This is a genomic window from Mycoplana sp. MJR14 (assembly GCF_029210525.1).
GTDB lineage: Bacteria > Pseudomonadota > Alphaproteobacteria > Rhizobiales > Rhizobiaceae > Mycoplana.
Window position 1 is genome coordinate 497,341 of sequence record NZ_JARGEO010000001.1, and the last position, 17,414, is coordinate 514,754.

Sequence of the window (17,414 nt, forward strand, 5' to 3'; positions counted from 1 at the left end):
GCATGGCGGACAATCTCTCGAAATATCGTGCAAAACGCGATTTCCGGAAGACGAGTGAACCGAGCGGCGAGGCGCATGTCAAAGCTGCAAACCGCCGGCGGTTCGTAATCCAAAAGCACGACGCCACCCGCCTCCACTACGATCTCAGGCTGGAACTCGATGGGGTCTTTAAGTCCTGGGCGGTGACAAAGGGGCCGTCGCTCGACCCCGGCGACAAGCGGCTGGCGGTCGAGGTTGAAGATCATCCGCTCGACTATGGCGACTTCGAAGGTACGATCCCGAAGGGCCAGTACGGTGGCGGCACGGTAATGCTCTGGGATCGCGGCTACTGGGAGCCGGAAGGCAGGAAGTCACCGGAAGAGGCGCTGAAGAAGGGCGACTTCAAATTCACGCTAAAGGGTAAGCGGCTGAACGGCAGTTTCGTGCTCGTGCGAATGCGCAACGATCGCGATGGAGGCAAACGGAACAATTGGCTGTTGATCAAGCATCATGACGATCATTCGGTCGACGAAAACGGTGCTAACATCCTCCAGGAGAATGCCACGTCGGTCGCCTCCGGCCGAAGCATGGAGCAAATCGCCCAAGGTAAGGGTCGCAGGCCGCGCCCGTTCATGATGGCGAATGCGGATGTCGATGCGGATGCGGTCTGGGACAGCAAGAGTGGGCTTGCGGCTGACGAAAGGAAGAGACGATCTCGCAAGGCCACTGGAGCCATCCATATACCGGTCTTCATCGCCCCGCAGCTGTGCGAAAAGGTCGCTCGGCCGCCGGCCGGTGACGATTGGCTGCACGAGATCAAGTTCGACGGCTATCGCATCCAGTTGCGCGTTGCCGATGGGTCGGTGACCTTGAAGACCCGCAAGGGGTTGGACTGGACAGCGAAATATCCTGGCATCGCCGATGCAGCGTCCGCACTCCCCGACTGCATCATTGACGGCGAAATCTGCGCGCTCGACGAGAACGGCGCACCCGATTTTGCCGCCCTCCAGGCAGCGCTTTCGGAGGGCAAGACTGGCGATCTGGTCTATTTCGCATTCGATCTGCTGTTCGAAGACGGCGAGGATTTAAGATCCATGCGCCTGGTCGATCGCAAGAAGCGGCTGCAAGACCTTCTCAATGCACCCCTTGACGATCCCCGCATCCGCTATGTCGAACATTTCGAATCCGGTGGAGACGCCGTGCTGCGCTCTGCCTGCAAGCTGCATCTCGAGGGTGTTATCTCCAAGCAAATGAACGCGCCCTATCATTCGGGTCGCAATGACAGCTGGGCGAAGTCTAAATGCCGTGCTGGCCATGAGGTCGTGATTGGTGGATTTGCCAAGACCAACGGCAAATTCCGGTCTCTTCTGGTCGGTGTCTACCGCGGGGATCATTTCGTGTATGTCGGCCGCGTCGGCACCGGTTACAGCGCAGCAAAGGTCAAGATGCTCCTGCCGAAACTGAAGGCTGTCGAGACGGCGAGATCGCCGTTCACCGGCATCGGTGCACCGAAGAAGCAGGGTGAGGTTGTCTGGGTGAGACCAGAGCTTGTTGCCGAAATCGAGTTCGAAGGGTGGACCGCGGACGGCCTTGTTCGCCAGGCTGCATTCAAAGGACTGCGCGAGGACAAGCCCGCGAAGGAGGTCGAGGCCGAAAAAGCGGCGCCGCCCGCCAGGACCGGTACAGCTCAACCTGCTCGGCCCCCCAGGTCCACACCTTTCCGGCGCAAAGCCGCCAAGGCAGAGGTCATGGGCGTACTGATTTCCAGCCCAGATAAACCGCTTTGGCCCGATGCGAACGATGGTGAGCCCGTCACTAAAGAAGATCTTGCTCGCTATTTCGAAGCCACCGGAAGCTGGCTCATCGAGCACATCCAGGGTCGGCCCTGCTCGATTATCCGAGCGCCCGACGGTATCGGTGCAGAGCAGTTCTTCCAGCGTCATGGGATGCCCGGTACGTCGAACCTTGTCGAACTGGTGAAGGTCTCTGGCGACAAGAAACCTTACCTGCAGATCGATCGGATCGAGGGACTGGCGGCGATCGCCCAGATCGGTGGTGTCGAGCTGCACCCCTGGAATTGCGCGCCCGGCAAGCCTGAAGTACCCGGTCGGCTGGTATTCGATCTCGATCCCGGTCCTGATGTTGCTTTTGCAACCGTCGTCGCCGCCGCGCGGGAGATGCGCGACCGTCTTGATGAGCTTGGTCTCGTCAGCTTCTGCAAGACGACGGGCGGCAAGGGACTGCATGTTGTCACGCCGATTGCCGTCAGCAAGCGCAAGCCCCTTTCTTGGGACGTGGCCAAGCGCTTCGCGCGTGCCATCTGCCAGCAGATGGCCAGCGACAATCCCGATCTCTTTCTCATCAGGATGACCAAGAGCCTGAGGGGTGGCAGGATCTTCCTCGACTATCTCCGCAACGATCGCATGGCCACCGCCGTCGCGCCACTGTCGCCACGCGCTCGGCCCGGCGCCACTGTGTCGATGCCGCTGACCTGGACGCAGGTGAAATCCAATCTCGATCCGAAGCGGTTCACAATCCGCACAGTGCCAGCGCTGCTTGCTAAAACATCCGCCTGGCAGGACTATTATGGTGGCGAGCGCCCGCTTGAGGCGGCCATCAGGCGCCTCGAAAAATCAGGGCTGGCTGTGTGATCTCGCAACAGCGGACCAACGATTGATGACAGGGACAACGAAACGAAGGACATCAAGATCGGATGAGGGGGCAACTATCGACCTGCCGCATGACCGGATCACGGTACAGCGGTTTCGTCAAGCGTTCCCTCGCGCCCGCTGGAGCGATCGCCTGAATGCGTGGTTTGTGCCAGGACGCACCGCCGAGAGCCGGATTGGGCGCTGGCTGGCCGAAACGGAAGCCGAAGCCGACAGGTTCGCCGATGAGAAGGGGCGGGACGCCTTTGCGTTCGAGCCGATCGAAAGCCGTTATCTCGAAGCAGCACCTGCGGCCCTGCAGATCCGGACGCCCTATTCGCGGACCGCCATCAATGAGATCCGGGAAATCCCATATGCTCGCTGGGACGCTGACCGTCGCCTCTGGACGGTGCCTTACCGCTCGTTTGAGGAACTTCGGCAGCGCTGGCCGGTCATCGAGGGTGCGGCTGAGGCCAGTGAGCCGCAGGTACGGCGCGCGCGGCGCGAGGCGATCAAGGGGACTGTGGAAGAGGCGGCGTCAAAGGCGAGGGCGAGGGAACGCCGTCGGAAACGGTATCCGGCCCCAGTCGATGACGCGCCGCCTCTCCAACGTGCGATCGGCGCCCATGTCGGGGTGATTTTCTTCACCGGCACGGACGGCGAGATGGCCGACACTACGACCATCGAAGCCTTCTATTTTCCCGCCGCGAAGGGCGAGGAATATGTCTGGATGTCCTGGCGAACCGGCACACTGGAAGAACTGGTGGGCACCTGGCCCGCGCGCGCGCCACCGGAACCGCACGAGCGCCTCAGGGGTTGGTGGATGCCAACGCTTGACGAGTTGCGAATGGCGCGACGTGACGCAAGATCCAGGAAGGCGAACCGAAAGCGCAAGGACAAGTCACCCGATGAAAGATCAGAAGACCACCCTTGAAGCATTTCGAAGCCTGGCCCCGATCGAGCCGCGCGAACTTGTTGGACTATGGCAAGGGCGGGGTACACCGGCAGGGCATCCGCTCGATGGCGTCTTGGAGAACCTCGGCTGGTTCGGCAAGCGGTTTAACCTAGACAGGCGCGCGGACCCCTTGCTGTTTCGCGCAGGTGAGCGGCACTTGGTTGCTATCAATCCGAAATGGATACCAATCCGCCTGGCGCTGCGCCTCCATGCAGTCGGCCGGACGCGCGCTGCGAGAAACCTGTTCTCCTATCTGCTGCGCCGGCTTCGGGCGCGGGGGCCGGTCGCATCCGTGCAAACCGATGTGTTTGCAGGCGTTGAGAGTGCGGTCATGGTCTATGACCATCAGCCAATCGTCGACCATTTCCGACGGATCGATGAAAACAGGGTCATGGGGGCAATGACAATCACCGGCGACGAGCGGATATATTTCTTTGAACTGGAGCGCATCCAGGAATCTTGACATCTGGAAAGAAGGCAACCATCTGACGGCCATCGCCCGTTTTGATCACCGCTTTGCTGCGCAGTTTGGCTGTTGCGCGCGCTGATCCGGGTCGAACAGGGCGCTCCCCAACTGGTCGAGCGCCCTGTTCATTTCAGCGGGGCGGCAGCTCGTTTGCCGAAGACAGCGGCTTTGTCCTGAATATCGCGGAGGTGCGTGTCGCAGATTGCCCTCATGGGCCCAGCGAAACCCGATAGAATGCGCCACATTCCCTACGGCCAGGGGTGGGCATGTTGGTCGCGCCATTGCCTGGATCGGGAAAGTTTTCGGGAACGGTTCAGCATGGAACAACGCGCCGCGGAAGCGGGCATGAGCCCTTCAGGCCTGCATGAGCATTTTCGCGCCGTGACGGCAATGACGCCGCTGCAGTCCAGAAGCAGCGGAGGCTGCAGGACGCACAGAATGATGTAGGTCGAGGACATCGATGTCGCGACGGACGCCTTGCGCTGGGACATGAAAGCCGTGGCAGTTCCGCCACGAGTACCGGCGCCACTTGGGGTGGCCGCCGGCGCGACATACAGCGCTGAGCGACGCGCTTGAGCGCAAGCGAAGGTGCCAACCCGATGGTGGGCATCGCATGATCGGTGAAAGGCGCGCCTCCTCCGCGCTCAACCCATCTCTTATCAATCGCGTGTCGGCTCGGTCACCCGGAAACCGACCTTCGGCTGACCGCTGCTGGTTCGAAGAATCCCGCTCTGCGAAATGGCGGCGACAATCTGCTGAGCGACCCTGGTCTCGATATCCAGGGAGTTTAGCGAAGCAAGGCTGACGTCGTAGCTGTCTGCCCAGATTACTGATCCTTCCGATTGCGCAGTCAGGCGTGCGGAGATCCTTATGTTCTTAGCGTCCCTGCGCAAACGGCCCACGACGACGTAACGGTCTTCTTTCGATGCGCTTGTATCTGTCGTGATGGCTCTGCCAGCCGGCTCCTCATGGGCGGTGGCGTGGCGACCGACCCTCGCGAGTTGGCCTACCAGCTCGTCGGTAAGCGCATTTGCCAACCGCGTGAGTTCCGCCGACTGGTCCAGGGTTTCGAAATTTACACCCACTATCGACGGAACAGTTGAGACCTGAAGCTCACGGGATGCCGTAGAAGCGGCTAGGTGGGTGTGCAAGTCCCGCAGGAAGAGACTGGAGGCAAAGATGAGCGCGCCAGCCGCGATAGCAAGGACATACAAATTCGGGCTCTGCCGATGGGATGGAGATCGGGCAACCACGTCGAGTGAAGCTGCCACGGGATCAGACAGATACCGAAATTCCGGCACATATCCGCCCTTTGGTATCGATATGAGAATTCTGTCCGATTGCCCCGCAAGCAGGTAGTATCTTTCGAGTTCTCTCCGAAGTCGCCCTGCTTCGATTCTTACGAGCGGATCGTTCTGTGGATCAAAGTCCGCTGTCCTGCCGAATACTTTCGTGGCTACGGTGAACGCTTTAATGCGATTGGATCTGCCGGAAAGCGTCTCCTCCACCACGAATTCCAGAAAGCGGCGCCCTCTTTGAGTTGCTTCGAACGTTTGGTTGGCAAGGATAATTGCCAACTGAGCGCGAATTTCTTGTTCGTCTGGAAACTTGTCGCATTGGTATGATTGGTCCGCACTCCTAATACTCATGCAGCTCCCCCAAAGGCAGATGGGACACTTATCGGATAAAATTACCTCGCGCAGGGATTTAGCTAGGAGATCCGTTAATATTTGCGAACTCGGCGCCGTCCTTTTTGTCTGATATTCAATTTAAAACGCTCACGACAGAATATATACTGATTATATGCGCACCAGAGAAGGAGTGGCAAGTGGTGATGGGGAGGTGGGCCGCAGACGAAGGTTTGAGCCTACATCTGAGCGCAGCCAAAGCAGAAGCTTCTCCCACCGAGGAAGGCCAGACTGCTGACTGGTGGGTCGACGATGGGCATTCAGTCGGCGGGACGATCCGTCAGGTGCCGAGTTGATGGTGCCAACAAGCTTTGGTGGAAACATTGATGGAGCGGATCGAGGTGTCGAAAAAATCTGCATCACCCCTTGAACGGCCAAATCCGGAAAACCAGATCAGTTGCACGGTCGCCTAGGAAGGGGCCGGCAAACGGAGACGCGAGTTTCCGAGCGTCTCGATCCATGTTGCTTTGCGGAGGATATGGCAATGAGAACCGAACTCGATTTCGCACCCCTCTATCGGTCCAGCATTGGCTTCGACCGGGTGATCAATCTTCTCACCCACGCCCAACGGCTTCAGGCCGTCGATCTCTGGCCGCCCTATGACATCGTCAAACTGGGCGACGACGACTATGCGATTGCCATGGCCGTCGCCGGTTACGGAGACGGCGACCTCGACGTAACTCAGGAGCGTAACGTCCTTGTTATCAAGGGCGGCAAGGTGGACAAGCACCAAGGTGAATTCCTGCATCGGGGCATCGGCCCTCAGTCGTTCGAGCGTCGTTTCGAACTCGCCGATCACGTTCGTGTCGAATCGGCGACGCTTTCCGACGGTCTCTTGCGGATCGCGCTCAAGCGCGAATTGCCCGAAGCGATGAAGCCTCGGCGCATCGAGATTGGTAGCGCCCAGTCTACCGCGCCGCTGCAGATTGAAGCTGAAAACCATGTAGCCTAGCCACAGGTAGGTTTCGAAATCGCAGGCCCCCCGCGCCGGGCGGGCCTGTCGAGGCTGAGCGATGGCAGACCCGACGCTGATTTGTGTCCCACAGGTTTTGGATGCGACCGCCGGCATGGAGCACCTCCCTTGAGGAGGATGACCATCCCCCACCCATGAGCGGGTAAATGGAGTGGTCGCTCCATCGCCTCCGCCCGCGGCAAGATGGTGTGCGTGTCGGGCCGATGTGTTAGGGACGGACCTTCGAATCTGCGGGTGAGGTCCAATGACTGCGTTCTACGCTGACTATATAGCGAACCTTAGGGCCTTGTTTTCCGAGTTGGATCGCCGCCCTGAGCGCTTTCAGACTTTCGACGTTCGGCTGGAGTTGGTCGCAGGTGGGAGCCTTTTTGTCTACGAGACGAAAAGGCGTAAAGGTCAGACGGACCGCATATATTACGGGCGTTCCGCGACAGGTGCGAGCCAGCAGATTTCGCAGGCATCAGCTTTCTTGGCAATCGATCGATTTTTTTCCCTTGGCCAGTTTCTTGCCCTAACGAGAGTGACAAACGGGCGTAGCGGGTCGAGTGTGATCGACACGCGGTACCCGCACTGTGCCGTAAACTTCTCTTACCGGAAAAAAGGGCAGCCAGTCGCCCGATCGATGCTGATGGTCTTCATTGGATTCAATGACCTAGCGGACGCACAGCAGTATGCAGAAACGACAGAGCCCTCAGTTCTGGTCGCGGAACGACCGCATTACACGGAACGATCCTACGAATGGAAATGACGGCGATTGTTACTGCGATTTGTCGAATACTGTTGAGAAGTGTGTACGATCCCGTGACCGCATAGATCATGAGGGGTGAACGCTCCCTGGTGCAGCCACCTTGTCCGCTAAGGAACGATCATGACGACGAACAAGGAAGTTGCCGACAGGATCGCCGCATCTCGCGGATTGATCAAGGTTTAGAGCAAGTCCATGTGGAACAATTGAGTTGATGAGGGATTGAGGCTCCGTTGAGTGGAGGAACGAAAAGATGGATCATTCAAAACATGTTCGGCTCGCGCCAAGTGAGCTGACACCGGATGTGGTTGAAGGCGCAACGATTTATGGCCCGGACGATAGCAGTATTGGGACTCTGGACCATCTCCACGGCAGTACCGCGGTCATTGATGTCGGCGGGTTCCTCGGTATCGGTGCAAAGCCTGTAGCCGTACCGGTTACCGATTTGGACTTCATGCGGGACGAAAGCGGTAATGTCCACGCGGTTACCGCATGGTCGAAGGACCAGCTCGAGGCCGCGCCCGAGCATCGCGACTAAGTTCGATTCTTTATGCCGCGGGGCACGTGGCTGCCGCGGCATCGAGACTGCGGCCCTCAGCGGTAGCGCGTCACTGAATTGACCCGGCCGGCGGATTCCGCTCACGCGGTCAACGGTGACGCCGGCGGCTTCAGTTGCTGCGCAGGAACACCTCTCGCGCGACTTCTGCTTGAACCCGCCGGTCCGCGCAAAGGCACATCCGCTCGGTTAGATCGCGCTCACGATCCTGTAGTATAGGCCAAAAGATCATGAGCAGCATCGCTGCTGCGTCGGGCCGCGCACGGACTGGTGACCGGCCCTAAGGCATCGATTTCACCGGCATTTTCCATTTCACATTAGAGTTCTTCCACATTTGGCGGCCTAAACGCAGTAGTAGTGCGGCACATCTATCGTTGGGCCGTTGGGAGAAGTGGTATCCATTGAGTTGGCCGGCGAAGCCGTCACGCGGTCCACGGTGCGCGCGGCGAGCAGTGGATATTGCCAACACATTTCGTCTTTCGGTTGGACCAACTGATGCTCCGGGCAGAACCTGTCCCTTTGCGCCTGCAGCGGACGCAAAAGTTATTAAACCCGGCTGCGATCAGGCCAGCACAACCTCACATCGGGATTTTAATCGTCGCCGTGAAGCCACTAGGAGGGTAGGCAAGTTGCAAGCTTCCCCCCAGATGGCTGACGAGGCCCTCAATCAATTCGGTCCCATATCCTTTTTGTTCGGGCGGGGAAATCTTCGGCCCGTCTTCCTCGCGCCACTGCCATACGAGCAGCGTGCGACCACGAGAACCGGCTTCCAGTTCCCAGGTAACGACCACCCTTCCACCGGGTACCGACGCAGCCCCGTACTTCATCGCATTCGTACCAAGCTCGTGGAGAATCATACTGACGGGAAGAATGATTGAAGGCGACAGTTCTGCCGAAGGTCCAGAGCATTCGAGCCGCTCCGCGAGCGTCTCACCGACAGTGCTCCTGACAAACGGTCCAAGTTCGGTCACCGCCCCAAACGCGGCTGTTTCCTGAGCTTGAAAAGTGGTATCCAGTCTTCCGAGCATCGCTTCTTTGAAGACTGCCACCGCTGGATCGGCGGTTCTAATATTCTTGACCACCGCCCGAACAACGGACGCGAGGTTCTTCAACCGATGCCGCATCTCTGCGACGATGAAGTCCATTTCGGCTTCCCGGCGCTGCCGCTCCGTTACATCGTCGAAGATGACAAGGATGTGCCGACTATTGTTGTCAGGATGGACGAGGCGGCGGGCGTCGACAAGAAACGTACGCTCGCCGATGTTCGGAAAAGTGTGGTGCACCTCGAACCCGATGACCGCAGCCGTCCGTGGGATGATCGAGGATAGGAGCTGCCTAAGCTCCGGAATATCCCACTGCCCATTGCCAAGACTGAAGAAATTCAGCGCGAGGACATCCTCGCGCTCGACATTAAACGTGTTGATGAAGGCATTGTTCGCGTTCACACGATAAAGTGCTGATCCAGGACGACGACGGGCTGTGTCATAGTGTCGACAATTCCTTGAGCCTGAACGTGTGCGGTCTTCATCAGGCGATACAAATCTTCCAGCAACATGCTTCCCATCCCTGTCCGTCAACCCGCTGATGAGGCGCGAATTTAGTCACAAAGCCTATCCCTCGAAAGATAATCGTTTCCTCACTGTTGGCAATTGCCGCGTCATGTCCCTTCGGATGCTTCAACTTTTGGATCTGAAAACGTCCGGACTGCGGACGATGGCCCCGGATGGTCAGGCCCCCGTTGCCGCAGAAGCGGTCCCCCTCCAGTCAATCCTCACTTGAGGTGGTTGTGTCTCTGCCGCTCGCCGGTAAACGATGGTTCGGGTCGAGCAGTGTTCCAACGACTGGGGAACCTTTCACTTCCCTGTCACCGTCTCCTTCACGGGGGGATCTTGCTAGCCGCAGAGCATTCGGCCGTCACCCAGCACGTGATTGGCTCTCGGGTTGTTGGACGCTTAGTGGTTCCGTGTCTGGCGGCCCGGTACGATGCAGCGCCATCCGGCCCGCTCTTGTGTCGCGTTTTTTCCACGCTCTCCAACGAGGGGGACGATAGTCGGTGTTGCTAGCCATTGGCGGCTTATTCGCCCACCAGCTTCAAACGCGTATATGGCGTCACCGGCGATGACCTCTTGCTCCGCGTGGCGCATCAGTCGACCGCGTATCGGCGAAGAGGCGAATCTCAGCAACTGATTGTTCTTAAACGCGCCAAGAGCGGCTTGCATCACTGTCAGGACTCCGGAGGCCTCCTTGCAACAGGTTCTTGCCGCCCAAATCGACCAGGTATTCGGCAACGTGCCGTGCGGGCTTCACGGTACGGTTGGTCATGATATCCTCGTGGCGGCAGCGGGCCTCTGGCGGCTGTCCGTGGGAGGGGCATATGGGCGTCAAGCCGAAACCGGTCGCAGTTTGTACGCGCTGCGGCATGTTGCAGTACGATGCAACGACCATCAACCTGCGCTGCAGCCGCCGGACAGGTGCCAGACGATGTGATGGTGTTTATGGCAGCCGCCTGGCGGACGGTAATTGGCTCGAGTGCCCAAATTGTAATGCCAACGGACGAGATCTTTCCGGCATATGCGCGAAATGCGGGGGAATAGGTTGGTTCGCCCAGCGCATGCCTTGATCGGCGGTTTGCTGCGCCCGGCTATCAACCTGGCAGAGCTCAGATCTGTTCTGAGGGCCGGCAATGCGCGCCAACCGTCACCCCGGAGCCGCCGCCACCGGTCGATTCTGGGCAACAACAACGCTGTCCCAAGGCAAAGAAGCGTCATCGTAATGAGTCTGGCTAGCATCGGCTTTTCTCCATCTCAGAGAGGCGCTCACGTGGCCCTGGAAGCTTGTTCCGATGTTCGCCCGACGTCATTCAGCGATCTGCACTATACCGCGGCTCAACCAGGCGCGACATTTCTCTTGGGCCCGCTACAGGACCCACAGAATAAAATGTCGCCACCGCGCCGATTATGCCGATCATCGCAATAATGAAAGCGATGGCGATTTGCTTGCTGGTCATGATGCGTTCCTCTAGTGTTAGAACAGTCTGCAGCATCTATCGGACAGTTTGCTCTGGCCCTTGAACGCTAGTTCACCCCGTCGTTACATTTTCGAAGGCACTTCCTCGTTCGGAACCGGGGTAATATCGGGAGCCTCCTGAGGAACGGCGTCTGGCCCAGGCTCCTCAAGCGGGCGACTGGGGCTATCAGGTAGGGAGTCAGGGGTTTCTCCCGGGGGAACTTCGACGGGCTTCTTCGGATCTTTCGGGCCTTTCGTCATGGCGCTTCCTCCCATCGGAAACGACCGCCGCGCGGGATCGCGGCGGTGAGTTCAGTGAATCGACACAAGGATATTCGCTTCTTCCGCTGCTGCCCTAAAGGCCTCCCGCGCGCCGCGAACGTCAGCGCTGCCTTCTAGCGCGCTTGCGCACATCATCAGCGCCCTATGGAAAGCCGGACCATCCAGCGTTGGCCACAACTCCATAAGGCAATTGGCTGCCTCGTTGGTGTTGTCGATCTGAAGAACTGCCAATTCTTCTTCGAATTCGATCTCCACGAGTACGGCTTTCTGCCACTTCTGGGACTTCTGTTCGAACATCAGGAAAGCCTCCTCAGCTGCTTAACAGTTTGCAGCGCAGCGAGTTCCCTACGTGACCGGAAGGAGACATCCCGCCGTGGACGAATGTCCCACACCGAACACATCGAAAGCGACAGCTGGAACAGCCTCGGAACGCCCGACGAACTTGAGCTTGAGTGCGGAACGGTTCAAGATCGATCGTAGCTTGCTCGCGACCCCCGCACGATGCAAAGCACCATCGGCGTTTTGATGCATGCCTTTCCTGGGTGGAGCCCCGTCCACCCTGTCCCAACTCAGGCTACATGATTGGATATCCGCGACGTCCTGTTGCGTCGTACCAAAGAGCTTTCCCGCCGTCGCGTCGTCATAAGCGTCCTCGCAGGCCTTTGCCGCGAGCCTTGTTCCACCTTCGCGGCCGCTCCAGCCATCAAGCCCCCTGATGTCCTTCACGCCGTGCAGGCATGTCAGGTTCCAATCCCACAAGGAGGTGTCGTTCATCGACCTGACCAGTCGACCGAACTGACGCTCTCCATTCCATCCGGCGAACACATGCTCCGCATGCGGATCTCCGCGGCACTGATAGCGGGGGCGCGGGCCTTCCTCTTCGGTCGTGCCCGGTAAGATTCCTCCATCGTGAGGATGGATAGCGCGGCTGTTGGGGTTTTACATGGCGTGACTTAGCCATTGACGTCGCTTGGGCGGCGGTTTCGGCCTGTGTTCCACAGGAAAGGCACTGGCAGAAAAGGAAGGCTGTGGGGGTCTCAGCAGAAATGCCCGCTGGGTTTTCCATAATGACTAAACGTGTGATTTTGGCATCCGGAGTGTGACGCGACACCCTGTCTCTAGATTCTCACGAGTGATCGTCCCTCCAAGCTGCTGGGCCAGGAGCGAAACTACGCGAGCGCCTACGCCGTCTGCGACGTCAGAACGCATGCCTACCCCATTGTCAGTCACAGAGAGGACAACCTCCTCGTTGGCCCTCAGAGTAACCTGGATGAGGCCGGCTTGGCCCTCCGGGAAAGCATACTTGAGGCTATTGGTCACAAGCTCGTTGACTACGATCGCCATCGGAACGGCTTGCTCGCTGTGAATATACAGTTCATCGGCATCGGCCTTGACGGCAACCGGGCTCATTCCGCTGATCGACGCAGTGAGGTGCTGGCAGATTTCCATCAAGTATGTGCGTGCATCCACCACCTTCCGGTCTGCACGTATCGTAAGATGGTCATACACTTGCGCCATGATCCGAACACGCTCACTCATCTCGGTGAGGGCTTCTGAAGTACTTACCCCAGGAAGCTTCGCCTGAAGCCGCATCATTGCCGATAGCATCGCCAGGTTGTTCTTGGTGCGATGGGCAAGCTCCATCAGGAGAACCGTCTTGGCCTTCTCCGCCCGCACGACCTTTTCCATCTCTGTCCGTAGTGCTTCGGCAACAAGTCCAATGGCGGCGCCTGTCACTGAGAACAACACGACTGGCAGGACATAGCCGGCAAACGTTACGCTTGGCCTGAGCGACAAATATGCGAACAGGGCACCCAGCGCAGTTGCATACAGAGACGAACCGCGATCAAACATAATACCGGCTAGAAAAATGCCCGGTAAGAGAAAGAATAAACCAACGAAGCCACTCTGCGTGTAAAGGCCCATCTGTACAGCAATGCAGATTGCCATTATCGCAGTTGTTGTGGAGTATCGTACCCATAGCGGCTGTGGCTTGCTGGGCAGAAAATAGAGTATTCGTTCCATCTAATCATTGTCCTCCCAGTTTTTTTGGGGTGACCACTTGATGCAGCGGCGCAGATGAAAAACGAGTTTAGTCGTCGCGGTGCCTTGTCTGCAAGCCCGCCCCGCACCTGTGCCAATGTCCGGTGTGAGAGGTCAGGTATGGTGCGGGTGTAGTTTCGCGGTTCTGGGCTCAGGCAGACACGAAAATTGAAAAAAGTTACGGTGGAGCAGGAACCTTTTCCGATGAAGATAGTTCACGGCTAAGTCGGATGATATGACAATTGTGAGCCCGGCTACGGAGCCAAGAAAGACCGGCATCTCCCCTGGTGCCGGGCGGGCGCTCACCCGCAGACCGCCGCGCCAGCGGGTGGAGGGCCAACCCACCTCGCTGGTATCGGGCCGGCCCGTGAGACTGTGACAGCCGAGCCGAGCTTACAAAGTTCTTCCGAATGTGGCACGTATGGCGAGGTCGGCAATTTGGCCGGCCTCGCGGGCGTTGGCAACCTCCATCACAACATCCCGGGCGGCGGCTACCTGCGATAAAACCACCGGCCCCGCGCAAAAAAAAGCCGGCGGAGATCCGCCGGCGGAAGTTGCGCAGTCTCCCGCACCGGGATGCGAGGCGTTTACCAGGATTGACGACCGTACCAATGGTCGATTTCACGTCTAACCTGATCCTTCTCGTAACCGTAGCGTTCTTGGATCTTGCCTTCGAGCTGGTCGCGTTGACCATAGATCACGTCCAGATCGTCATCCGTGAGCTTGCCCCACTGCTCTTTGATCTTGCCCTTCATCTGCTTCCAGTTCCCTTCGACGCGGTCCCAATCCATCTCTGGTTTCCTCCGTGCTGAAGCCCTGCAACGTGGGCCTAGGCACGCATTATGAGCGACTTTCGGGTGGCGCGCATTTAACTTTGACACATGAATGCCGGTACAGCCCCGAGCGCGTCGCCTAAGAAGCGCACCATCGACATTTTCTTATGCGAGGTCATCGCTTGTTCCGTGCATGCGTGGCTGTTCGACCGGGCTTCGGATTGAGACGGCAAAGGATACGGTGAGCGGCCAGGGTAGCAATCGTCGTACAGACCTCCCCTCATCCCCTCCTGCCTTCACTGCGTCGCAGATAAGCTCCTACAGTCACGTCGCTACGGCTGCCTCGCCTTCGTAGGCGGTCCATGCTGATCGGCGTTCGAGGCGAGCCCATCGCGGCCATGGTTTCCTTCATCCCGGCGTCGGCAACTCTGATCATCGCTTTCGGTCCCCTTGCCACCGCACCGCGAGCAGCGGACGTGATCCGCTGTTGGCACATCGTGGGCACCACAGGTTGAGGCGATAGCACGCTCATGGAACTGGCCGAGGTTAGACATTGCTGGCTGCGGAGGTGTCCGCGGGGACGATTTCTATAGTTGAATCCCGTGCTGTCCTTGCCAGCCGTGTTCCCATAGGAATGGCACGTGGATTTGGCCGGATACGGATTGCCTTGCTAAGCGATTTCCCCGCGCGAAAGGGACTTTGCCCTGCCCGGGAACGGTTGACTTTTCTTCTGCCGCAAAAGGGGCCGTGGGCTTTGACGTCAACGGAAGTCACGGGTCCACGCATTCGTCAGACTTTGGTCCGAGGGGGAGGGAGCAAAGGTCCTCCCGCCCCATCATTCCCATTGCCTCGGAGCGTTCTCCCCTCGCAGCCTTGGCGATCGTGCCGCGGGCTCCTTCGGGGAGCACCTTCTCTTGTTCTCAATTCGGGGTGCAGCAGCATGGTAGCTCGTCAGGCTCATAACCTGAAGGCCGCAGGTCAAATCCTGCCCCCGCAACCAGAATTTAGGAATGATATCAATATGAAAGGCCTCCCATCGCGGAGGAAATGAAAGCCTGTTCATGAGCCGAACCTTGACGAACCACATTGGTTCACCAATAATCAAAGTGAACCAAGGAAAGTTAGGTGCCATGACTGCGGCGTTTACCGTGCGTGTAAAAGATGAAACCGCAAGCAAGCTGGATCAGCTTGCCGAAAAGCTGGATCGCTCCCGCTCTTACATGGCTGCTGAAGCCATTGAGGCTTTCGTTGAGCAGCAGGAGTGGCAGCTTGCCGAGATCGAAGCCGGGTTGGCTGAGGCCGATCGGGGCGAATTCGCCAGCGATACTGATGTGGCGAAGGTCGTTGGGAAATACGTCAAGTCTGCCCGCCAATCATGAGCGGCAAACGAATACGGTGGACGCTTCGGGCGTTGCGGCGGCTTGATGAAATCGGCGCGTATATCGAGAAAGACAATCCCGATGCGGCGGCCCGCGTGGTGGCGCGGATCGTGACTGCCGTTGATATGCTGGCGGAAGTGCCTGCGAGCGGGCGGCCGGGCCGTATCAAGGGCACCCGTGAAATCGTGCTGGCTGATATTCCCTACATCATTCCGTACCGCGTCAGCCGGGACATTGAGATCCTCACCGTCATGCACGCGCACCAGCGGTGGCCGCAGGTTCTCTAGTTTCGACTGGCGTCTTTTGTGCCGCGTGGACCGGTCACGCCTCATCTGCCATGGCAACGCTTGTACTTGTTCCGGCTTCCACACCAGCAGGGCTCATTGCGACCAAGCTTTCTTTTCGGCTGCTGAGTCAAAGCAATCATTCGGTTCGGATTTCTCATTTTTTCGGCGTCTTCATAGATATGAGCATTCTGCTGCGTCTGCGCTGTCGGAATTGCTACGGCTGTGTAAGTCGCCTGGGAATAAACTCCCTCCGTCATCATCGCCGTCGGCGTCAACACCGACGGACGGCGCGAGGTCTTGGGCATGGAGATCGGTACGTCCGAGGCCGAGCCGATCTGGACGGAATTCCTGCGCAAGCTGACGCGACGGGGTCTCAGAGGCGTCAAGCTCGTCGTCTCAGATGCCCATGAAGGGATCAAGGCCGCGGTCTCCAAGGTTCTATCGGCCACTTGGCAGAGATGCAGGGTTCACTTCATGAGAAACGCGCTGGCCCATGCCGGAAAGAGCGGCCGACGCGTGGTCTCCGCCTTCATCGCCACGGCCTTCGCCCAGGATACACCGGAGAACGCAAGCACTCAGTGGCGCAACGTCGCCGACCAGATCAGGCCCAAAGTGCCGAAGCTCGCCCAACTCATGGACACCGCTGAAGAAGACGTGCTCGCCTATATGACCTTTCCCAGGCAGCACTGGACCAAGCTTCACAGCACCAACCCCATCGAGCGCCTCAATGGCGAGATCAAGCGGCGCACCGAGGTCGTCGGCATCTTCCCCAACGATGACGCCATCGTCCGCCTCGTCGGCGCATTGCTGCTCGAACAGAACGACGAGTGGGCTGTCCAGCGCTCCAGATACCTGACCCTTGAGACCATCGCCGCAATGAGCGATGATCCGCTCATCAGCCTCCCCGCTGCGGCAAGCTGACCCATTCCCGGCTCCGTCCGGAAAGCACGGCGATCGCCGAAGCTACACCACGCCATGGGACATGATCCCGGATACGGATTGCCTTGCTAAGCGATTTCCCCGCGCGAAAGGGACTTTGCCCTGCCCGGGAACGGTTGACTTTTCTTCTGCCGCAAAAGGGGCCGAGGGCTTTGACGTCAACGGAAGTCACGGGTCCACGCATTCGTCAGACTTTGGTCCGAGGCGGAGGGAGCAAAGGTCCTTCTTTTGGAACGGTCGTACTCGGCAAGCATTCCCTCCCTATGTTCAATAAAGGGAGTGAAACCATGCTTGCTAAGTCTCTTCTGTCTGCGGCCTTCGTCGCTGCCCTATCTTCTACCGCTGTGTTTGCTGATGATCACAATGATAGTGTTGTCACCGGTGCCGCAGGTGGGGCCGCAACGGGCGCTATCGTCGGGGGGCCGGTTGGTGCTGTGGTCGGCGGCGCAGTGGGCGCAGTGGCAGGTGCCGCCCTCAACCCACCGCCGCGCCAGGTTGTGACCTATGTCGAACAGCAGCCGATGCCGGCCAATCCTGTCATTGTCGAGGAAGTTGTAGAGGTAGGAAAGCCCTTGCCCAGGACGGTGGTGTTGACACCAGTGCCGGAGAACCCAAAATACGCATTTGCGGTGGTCAATCAGCAACGCGTCATCGTTGATCCGAATACCTATACGGTTGTTCAGGTCCTTCGTTGA

The 17,414-nt window shown here is 58.6% G+C and carries 15 protein-coding genes, 1 tRNA gene and 1 pseudogene; 10 read left to right on the forward strand and 7 right to left on the reverse strand.

Annotation, left to right across the window (positions count from 1 at the left end; genetic code table 11):
- Positions 1–2 precede the first annotated feature (2 nt).
- From ligD to P0086_RS02450, 3 genes are read left to right on the forward strand one after another with little or no spacing between them, the layout of a single operon-like run.
- Positions 3–2,630 carry a DNA ligase D gene (gene ligD / locus P0086_RS02440; RefSeq protein ID WP_275782283.1) on the forward strand — a complete coding sequence of 876 codons (2,628 nt, stop codon included), beginning with the start codon at positions 3–5 and terminating at the stop codon, positions 2,628–2,630.
- A gap of 25 nt (positions 2,631–2,655) precedes the next feature.
- Entirely contained in the window at positions 2,656–3,561 is a 906-nt protein-coding gene (locus P0086_RS02445) for a hypothetical protein (protein WP_275782284.1), read from the forward strand.
- Positions 3,536–4,045, forward strand: a complete 510-nt coding sequence (locus tag P0086_RS02450) for a DUF4334 domain-containing protein (protein ID WP_275782285.1) — start codon at positions 3,536–3,538, stop codon at positions 4,043–4,045. The genes P0086_RS02445 and P0086_RS02450 overlap by 26 nt, the downstream gene beginning before the upstream one ends.
- Positions 4,046–4,707: 662 nt before the next feature.
- On the opposite strand, the gene P0086_RS02455 is transcribed toward P0086_RS02450, so the two are convergent.
- Positions 4,708–5,697, reverse strand: a complete 990-nt coding sequence (locus P0086_RS02455) for a hypothetical protein (RefSeq protein WP_275782286.1) — start codon at positions 5,695–5,697, stop codon at positions 4,708–4,710.
- Positions 5,698–6,220: 523 nt separating this feature from the next.
- Here P0086_RS02455 and P0086_RS02460 point away from each other — a divergent pair.
- Complete coding sequence (locus P0086_RS02460; RefSeq protein ID WP_275782287.1) at positions 6,221–6,688, forward strand: Hsp20 family protein; 468 nt, start codon at positions 6,221–6,223, stop codon at positions 6,686–6,688.
- A 1,019-nt stretch (positions 6,689–7,707) separates the two neighbouring features.
- Entirely contained in the window at positions 7,708–7,992 is a 285-nt protein-coding gene (locus P0086_RS02465) for a PRC-barrel domain containing protein (protein ID WP_112605925.1), read from the forward strand.
- 596 nt (positions 7,993–8,588) lie between these two features.
- Here the strand turns inward: P0086_RS02465 and P0086_RS02470 are convergent.
- The 6 genes from P0086_RS02470 to P0086_RS02495 form a co-directional block, all read right to left on the reverse strand.
- Positions 8,589–9,455 carry a histidine kinase gene (locus P0086_RS02470; RefSeq protein ID WP_345799293.1) on the reverse strand — a complete coding sequence of 289 codons (867 nt, stop codon included), beginning with the start codon at positions 9,453–9,455 and terminating at the stop codon, positions 8,589–8,591.
- Positions 9,456–10,870: 1,415 nt separating this feature from the next.
- Complete coding sequence (locus P0086_RS02475; RefSeq protein WP_275782288.1) at positions 10,871–11,017, reverse strand: hypothetical protein; 147 nt, start codon at positions 11,015–11,017, stop codon at positions 10,871–10,873.
- 311 nt (positions 11,018–11,328) lie between these two features.
- Positions 11,329–11,595, reverse strand: coding sequence for a DUF982 domain-containing protein (locus P0086_RS02480; protein WP_112596536.1), 267 nt, complete (start codon positions 11,593–11,595; stop codon positions 11,329–11,331).
- Between the two features lie 48 nt (positions 11,596–11,643).
- Positions 11,644–12,072 carry a hypothetical protein gene (locus tag P0086_RS02485; RefSeq protein WP_275782289.1) on the reverse strand — a complete coding sequence of 143 codons (429 nt, stop codon included), beginning with the start codon at positions 12,070–12,072 and terminating at the stop codon, positions 11,644–11,646.
- Between the two features lie 297 nt (positions 12,073–12,369).
- Positions 12,370–13,323, reverse strand: coding sequence for a sensor histidine kinase (locus P0086_RS02490; protein ID WP_275782290.1), 954 nt, complete (start codon positions 13,321–13,323; stop codon positions 12,370–12,372).
- Positions 13,324–13,928: 605 nt separating this feature from the next.
- On the reverse strand, positions 13,929–14,132 hold the full coding sequence (locus P0086_RS02495; protein WP_275782291.1) for a CsbD family protein: 204 nt from the start codon (positions 14,130–14,132) through the stop codon (positions 13,929–13,931).
- A 906-nt stretch (positions 14,133–15,038) separates the two neighbouring features.
- On the opposite strand from P0086_RS02495, the gene P0086_RS02500 reads away from it, so the two are divergent.
- From P0086_RS02500 to P0086_RS02520, 5 genes and pseudogenes are all read left to right on the forward strand, one after another.
- Positions 15,039–15,114, forward strand: a tRNA-Met gene (locus P0086_RS02500).
- 130 nt (positions 15,115–15,244) lie between these two features.
- On the forward strand, positions 15,245–15,493 hold the full coding sequence (locus tag P0086_RS02505) for a CopG family ribbon-helix-helix protein (RefSeq protein ID WP_275782784.1): 249 nt from the start codon (positions 15,245–15,247) through the stop codon (positions 15,491–15,493).
- Entirely contained in the window at positions 15,490–15,780 is a 291-nt protein-coding gene (locus P0086_RS02510) for a type II toxin-antitoxin system RelE/ParE family toxin (RefSeq protein WP_275782292.1), read from the forward strand. Before P0086_RS02505 ends, P0086_RS02510 begins: the two co-directional genes overlap by 4 nt.
- A gap of 249 nt (positions 15,781–16,029) precedes the next feature.
- A pseudogene (locus P0086_RS02515) lies at positions 16,030–16,701 on the forward strand (IS256 family transposase); the annotation flags it as partial.
- Positions 16,702–17,006: 305 nt separating this feature from the next.
- Positions 17,007–17,414: a DUF1236 domain-containing protein gene (locus P0086_RS02520; RefSeq protein WP_275782293.1), complete on the forward strand. Its 408-nt coding sequence runs from the start codon at positions 17,007–17,009 to the stop codon at positions 17,412–17,414.

What these genes read in the sequence shown, in the direction of transcription:
- ligD (WP_275782283.1), top strand. Translation starts at nt 3, where the DNA reads ATGGCGGACAATCTCTCGAAATATCGTGCAAAACGCGATTTCCGGAAG.
- P0086_RS02445 (WP_275782284.1), top strand. Translation starts at nt 2,656, where the DNA reads ATGACAGGGACAACGAAACGAAGGACATCAAGATCGGATGAGGGGGCA.
- P0086_RS02450 (WP_275782285.1), top strand. Translation starts at nt 3,536, where the DNA reads ATGAAAGATCAGAAGACCACCCTTGAAGCATTTCGAAGCCTGGCCCCG.
- P0086_RS02455 (WP_275782286.1), bottom strand. Translation starts at nt 5,697, where the DNA reads ATGAGTATTAGGAGTGCGGACCAATCATACCAATGCGACAAGTTTCCA.
- P0086_RS02460 (WP_275782287.1), top strand. Translation starts at nt 6,221, where the DNA reads ATGAGAACCGAACTCGATTTCGCACCCCTCTATCGGTCCAGCATTGGC.
- P0086_RS02465 (WP_112605925.1), top strand. Translation starts at nt 7,708, where the DNA reads ATGGATCATTCAAAACATGTTCGGCTCGCGCCAAGTGAGCTGACACCG.
- P0086_RS02475 (WP_275782288.1), bottom strand. Translation starts at nt 11,017, where the DNA reads ATGACCAGCAAGCAAATCGCCATCGCTTTCATTATTGCGATGATCGGC.
- P0086_RS02480 (WP_112596536.1), bottom strand. Translation starts at nt 11,595, where the DNA reads ATGTTCGAACAGAAGTCCCAGAAGTGGCAGAAAGCCGTACTCGTGGAG.
- P0086_RS02485 (WP_275782289.1), bottom strand. Translation starts at nt 12,072, where the DNA reads ATGAACGACACCTCCTTGTGGGATTGGAACCTGACATGCCTGCACGGC.
- P0086_RS02490 (WP_275782290.1), bottom strand. Translation starts at nt 13,323, where the DNA reads ATGGAACGAATACTCTATTTTCTGCCCAGCAAGCCACAGCCGCTATGG.
- P0086_RS02495 (WP_275782291.1), bottom strand. Translation starts at nt 14,132, where the DNA reads ATGGATTGGGACCGCGTCGAAGGGAACTGGAAGCAGATGAAGGGCAAG.
- P0086_RS02505 (WP_275782784.1), top strand. Translation starts at nt 15,245, where the DNA reads ATGACTGCGGCGTTTACCGTGCGTGTAAAAGATGAAACCGCAAGCAAG.
- P0086_RS02510 (WP_275782292.1), top strand. Translation starts at nt 15,490, where the DNA reads ATGAGCGGCAAACGAATACGGTGGACGCTTCGGGCGTTGCGGCGGCTT.
- P0086_RS02520 (WP_275782293.1), top strand. Translation starts at nt 17,007, where the DNA reads ATGCTTGCTAAGTCTCTTCTGTCTGCGGCCTTCGTCGCTGCCCTATCT.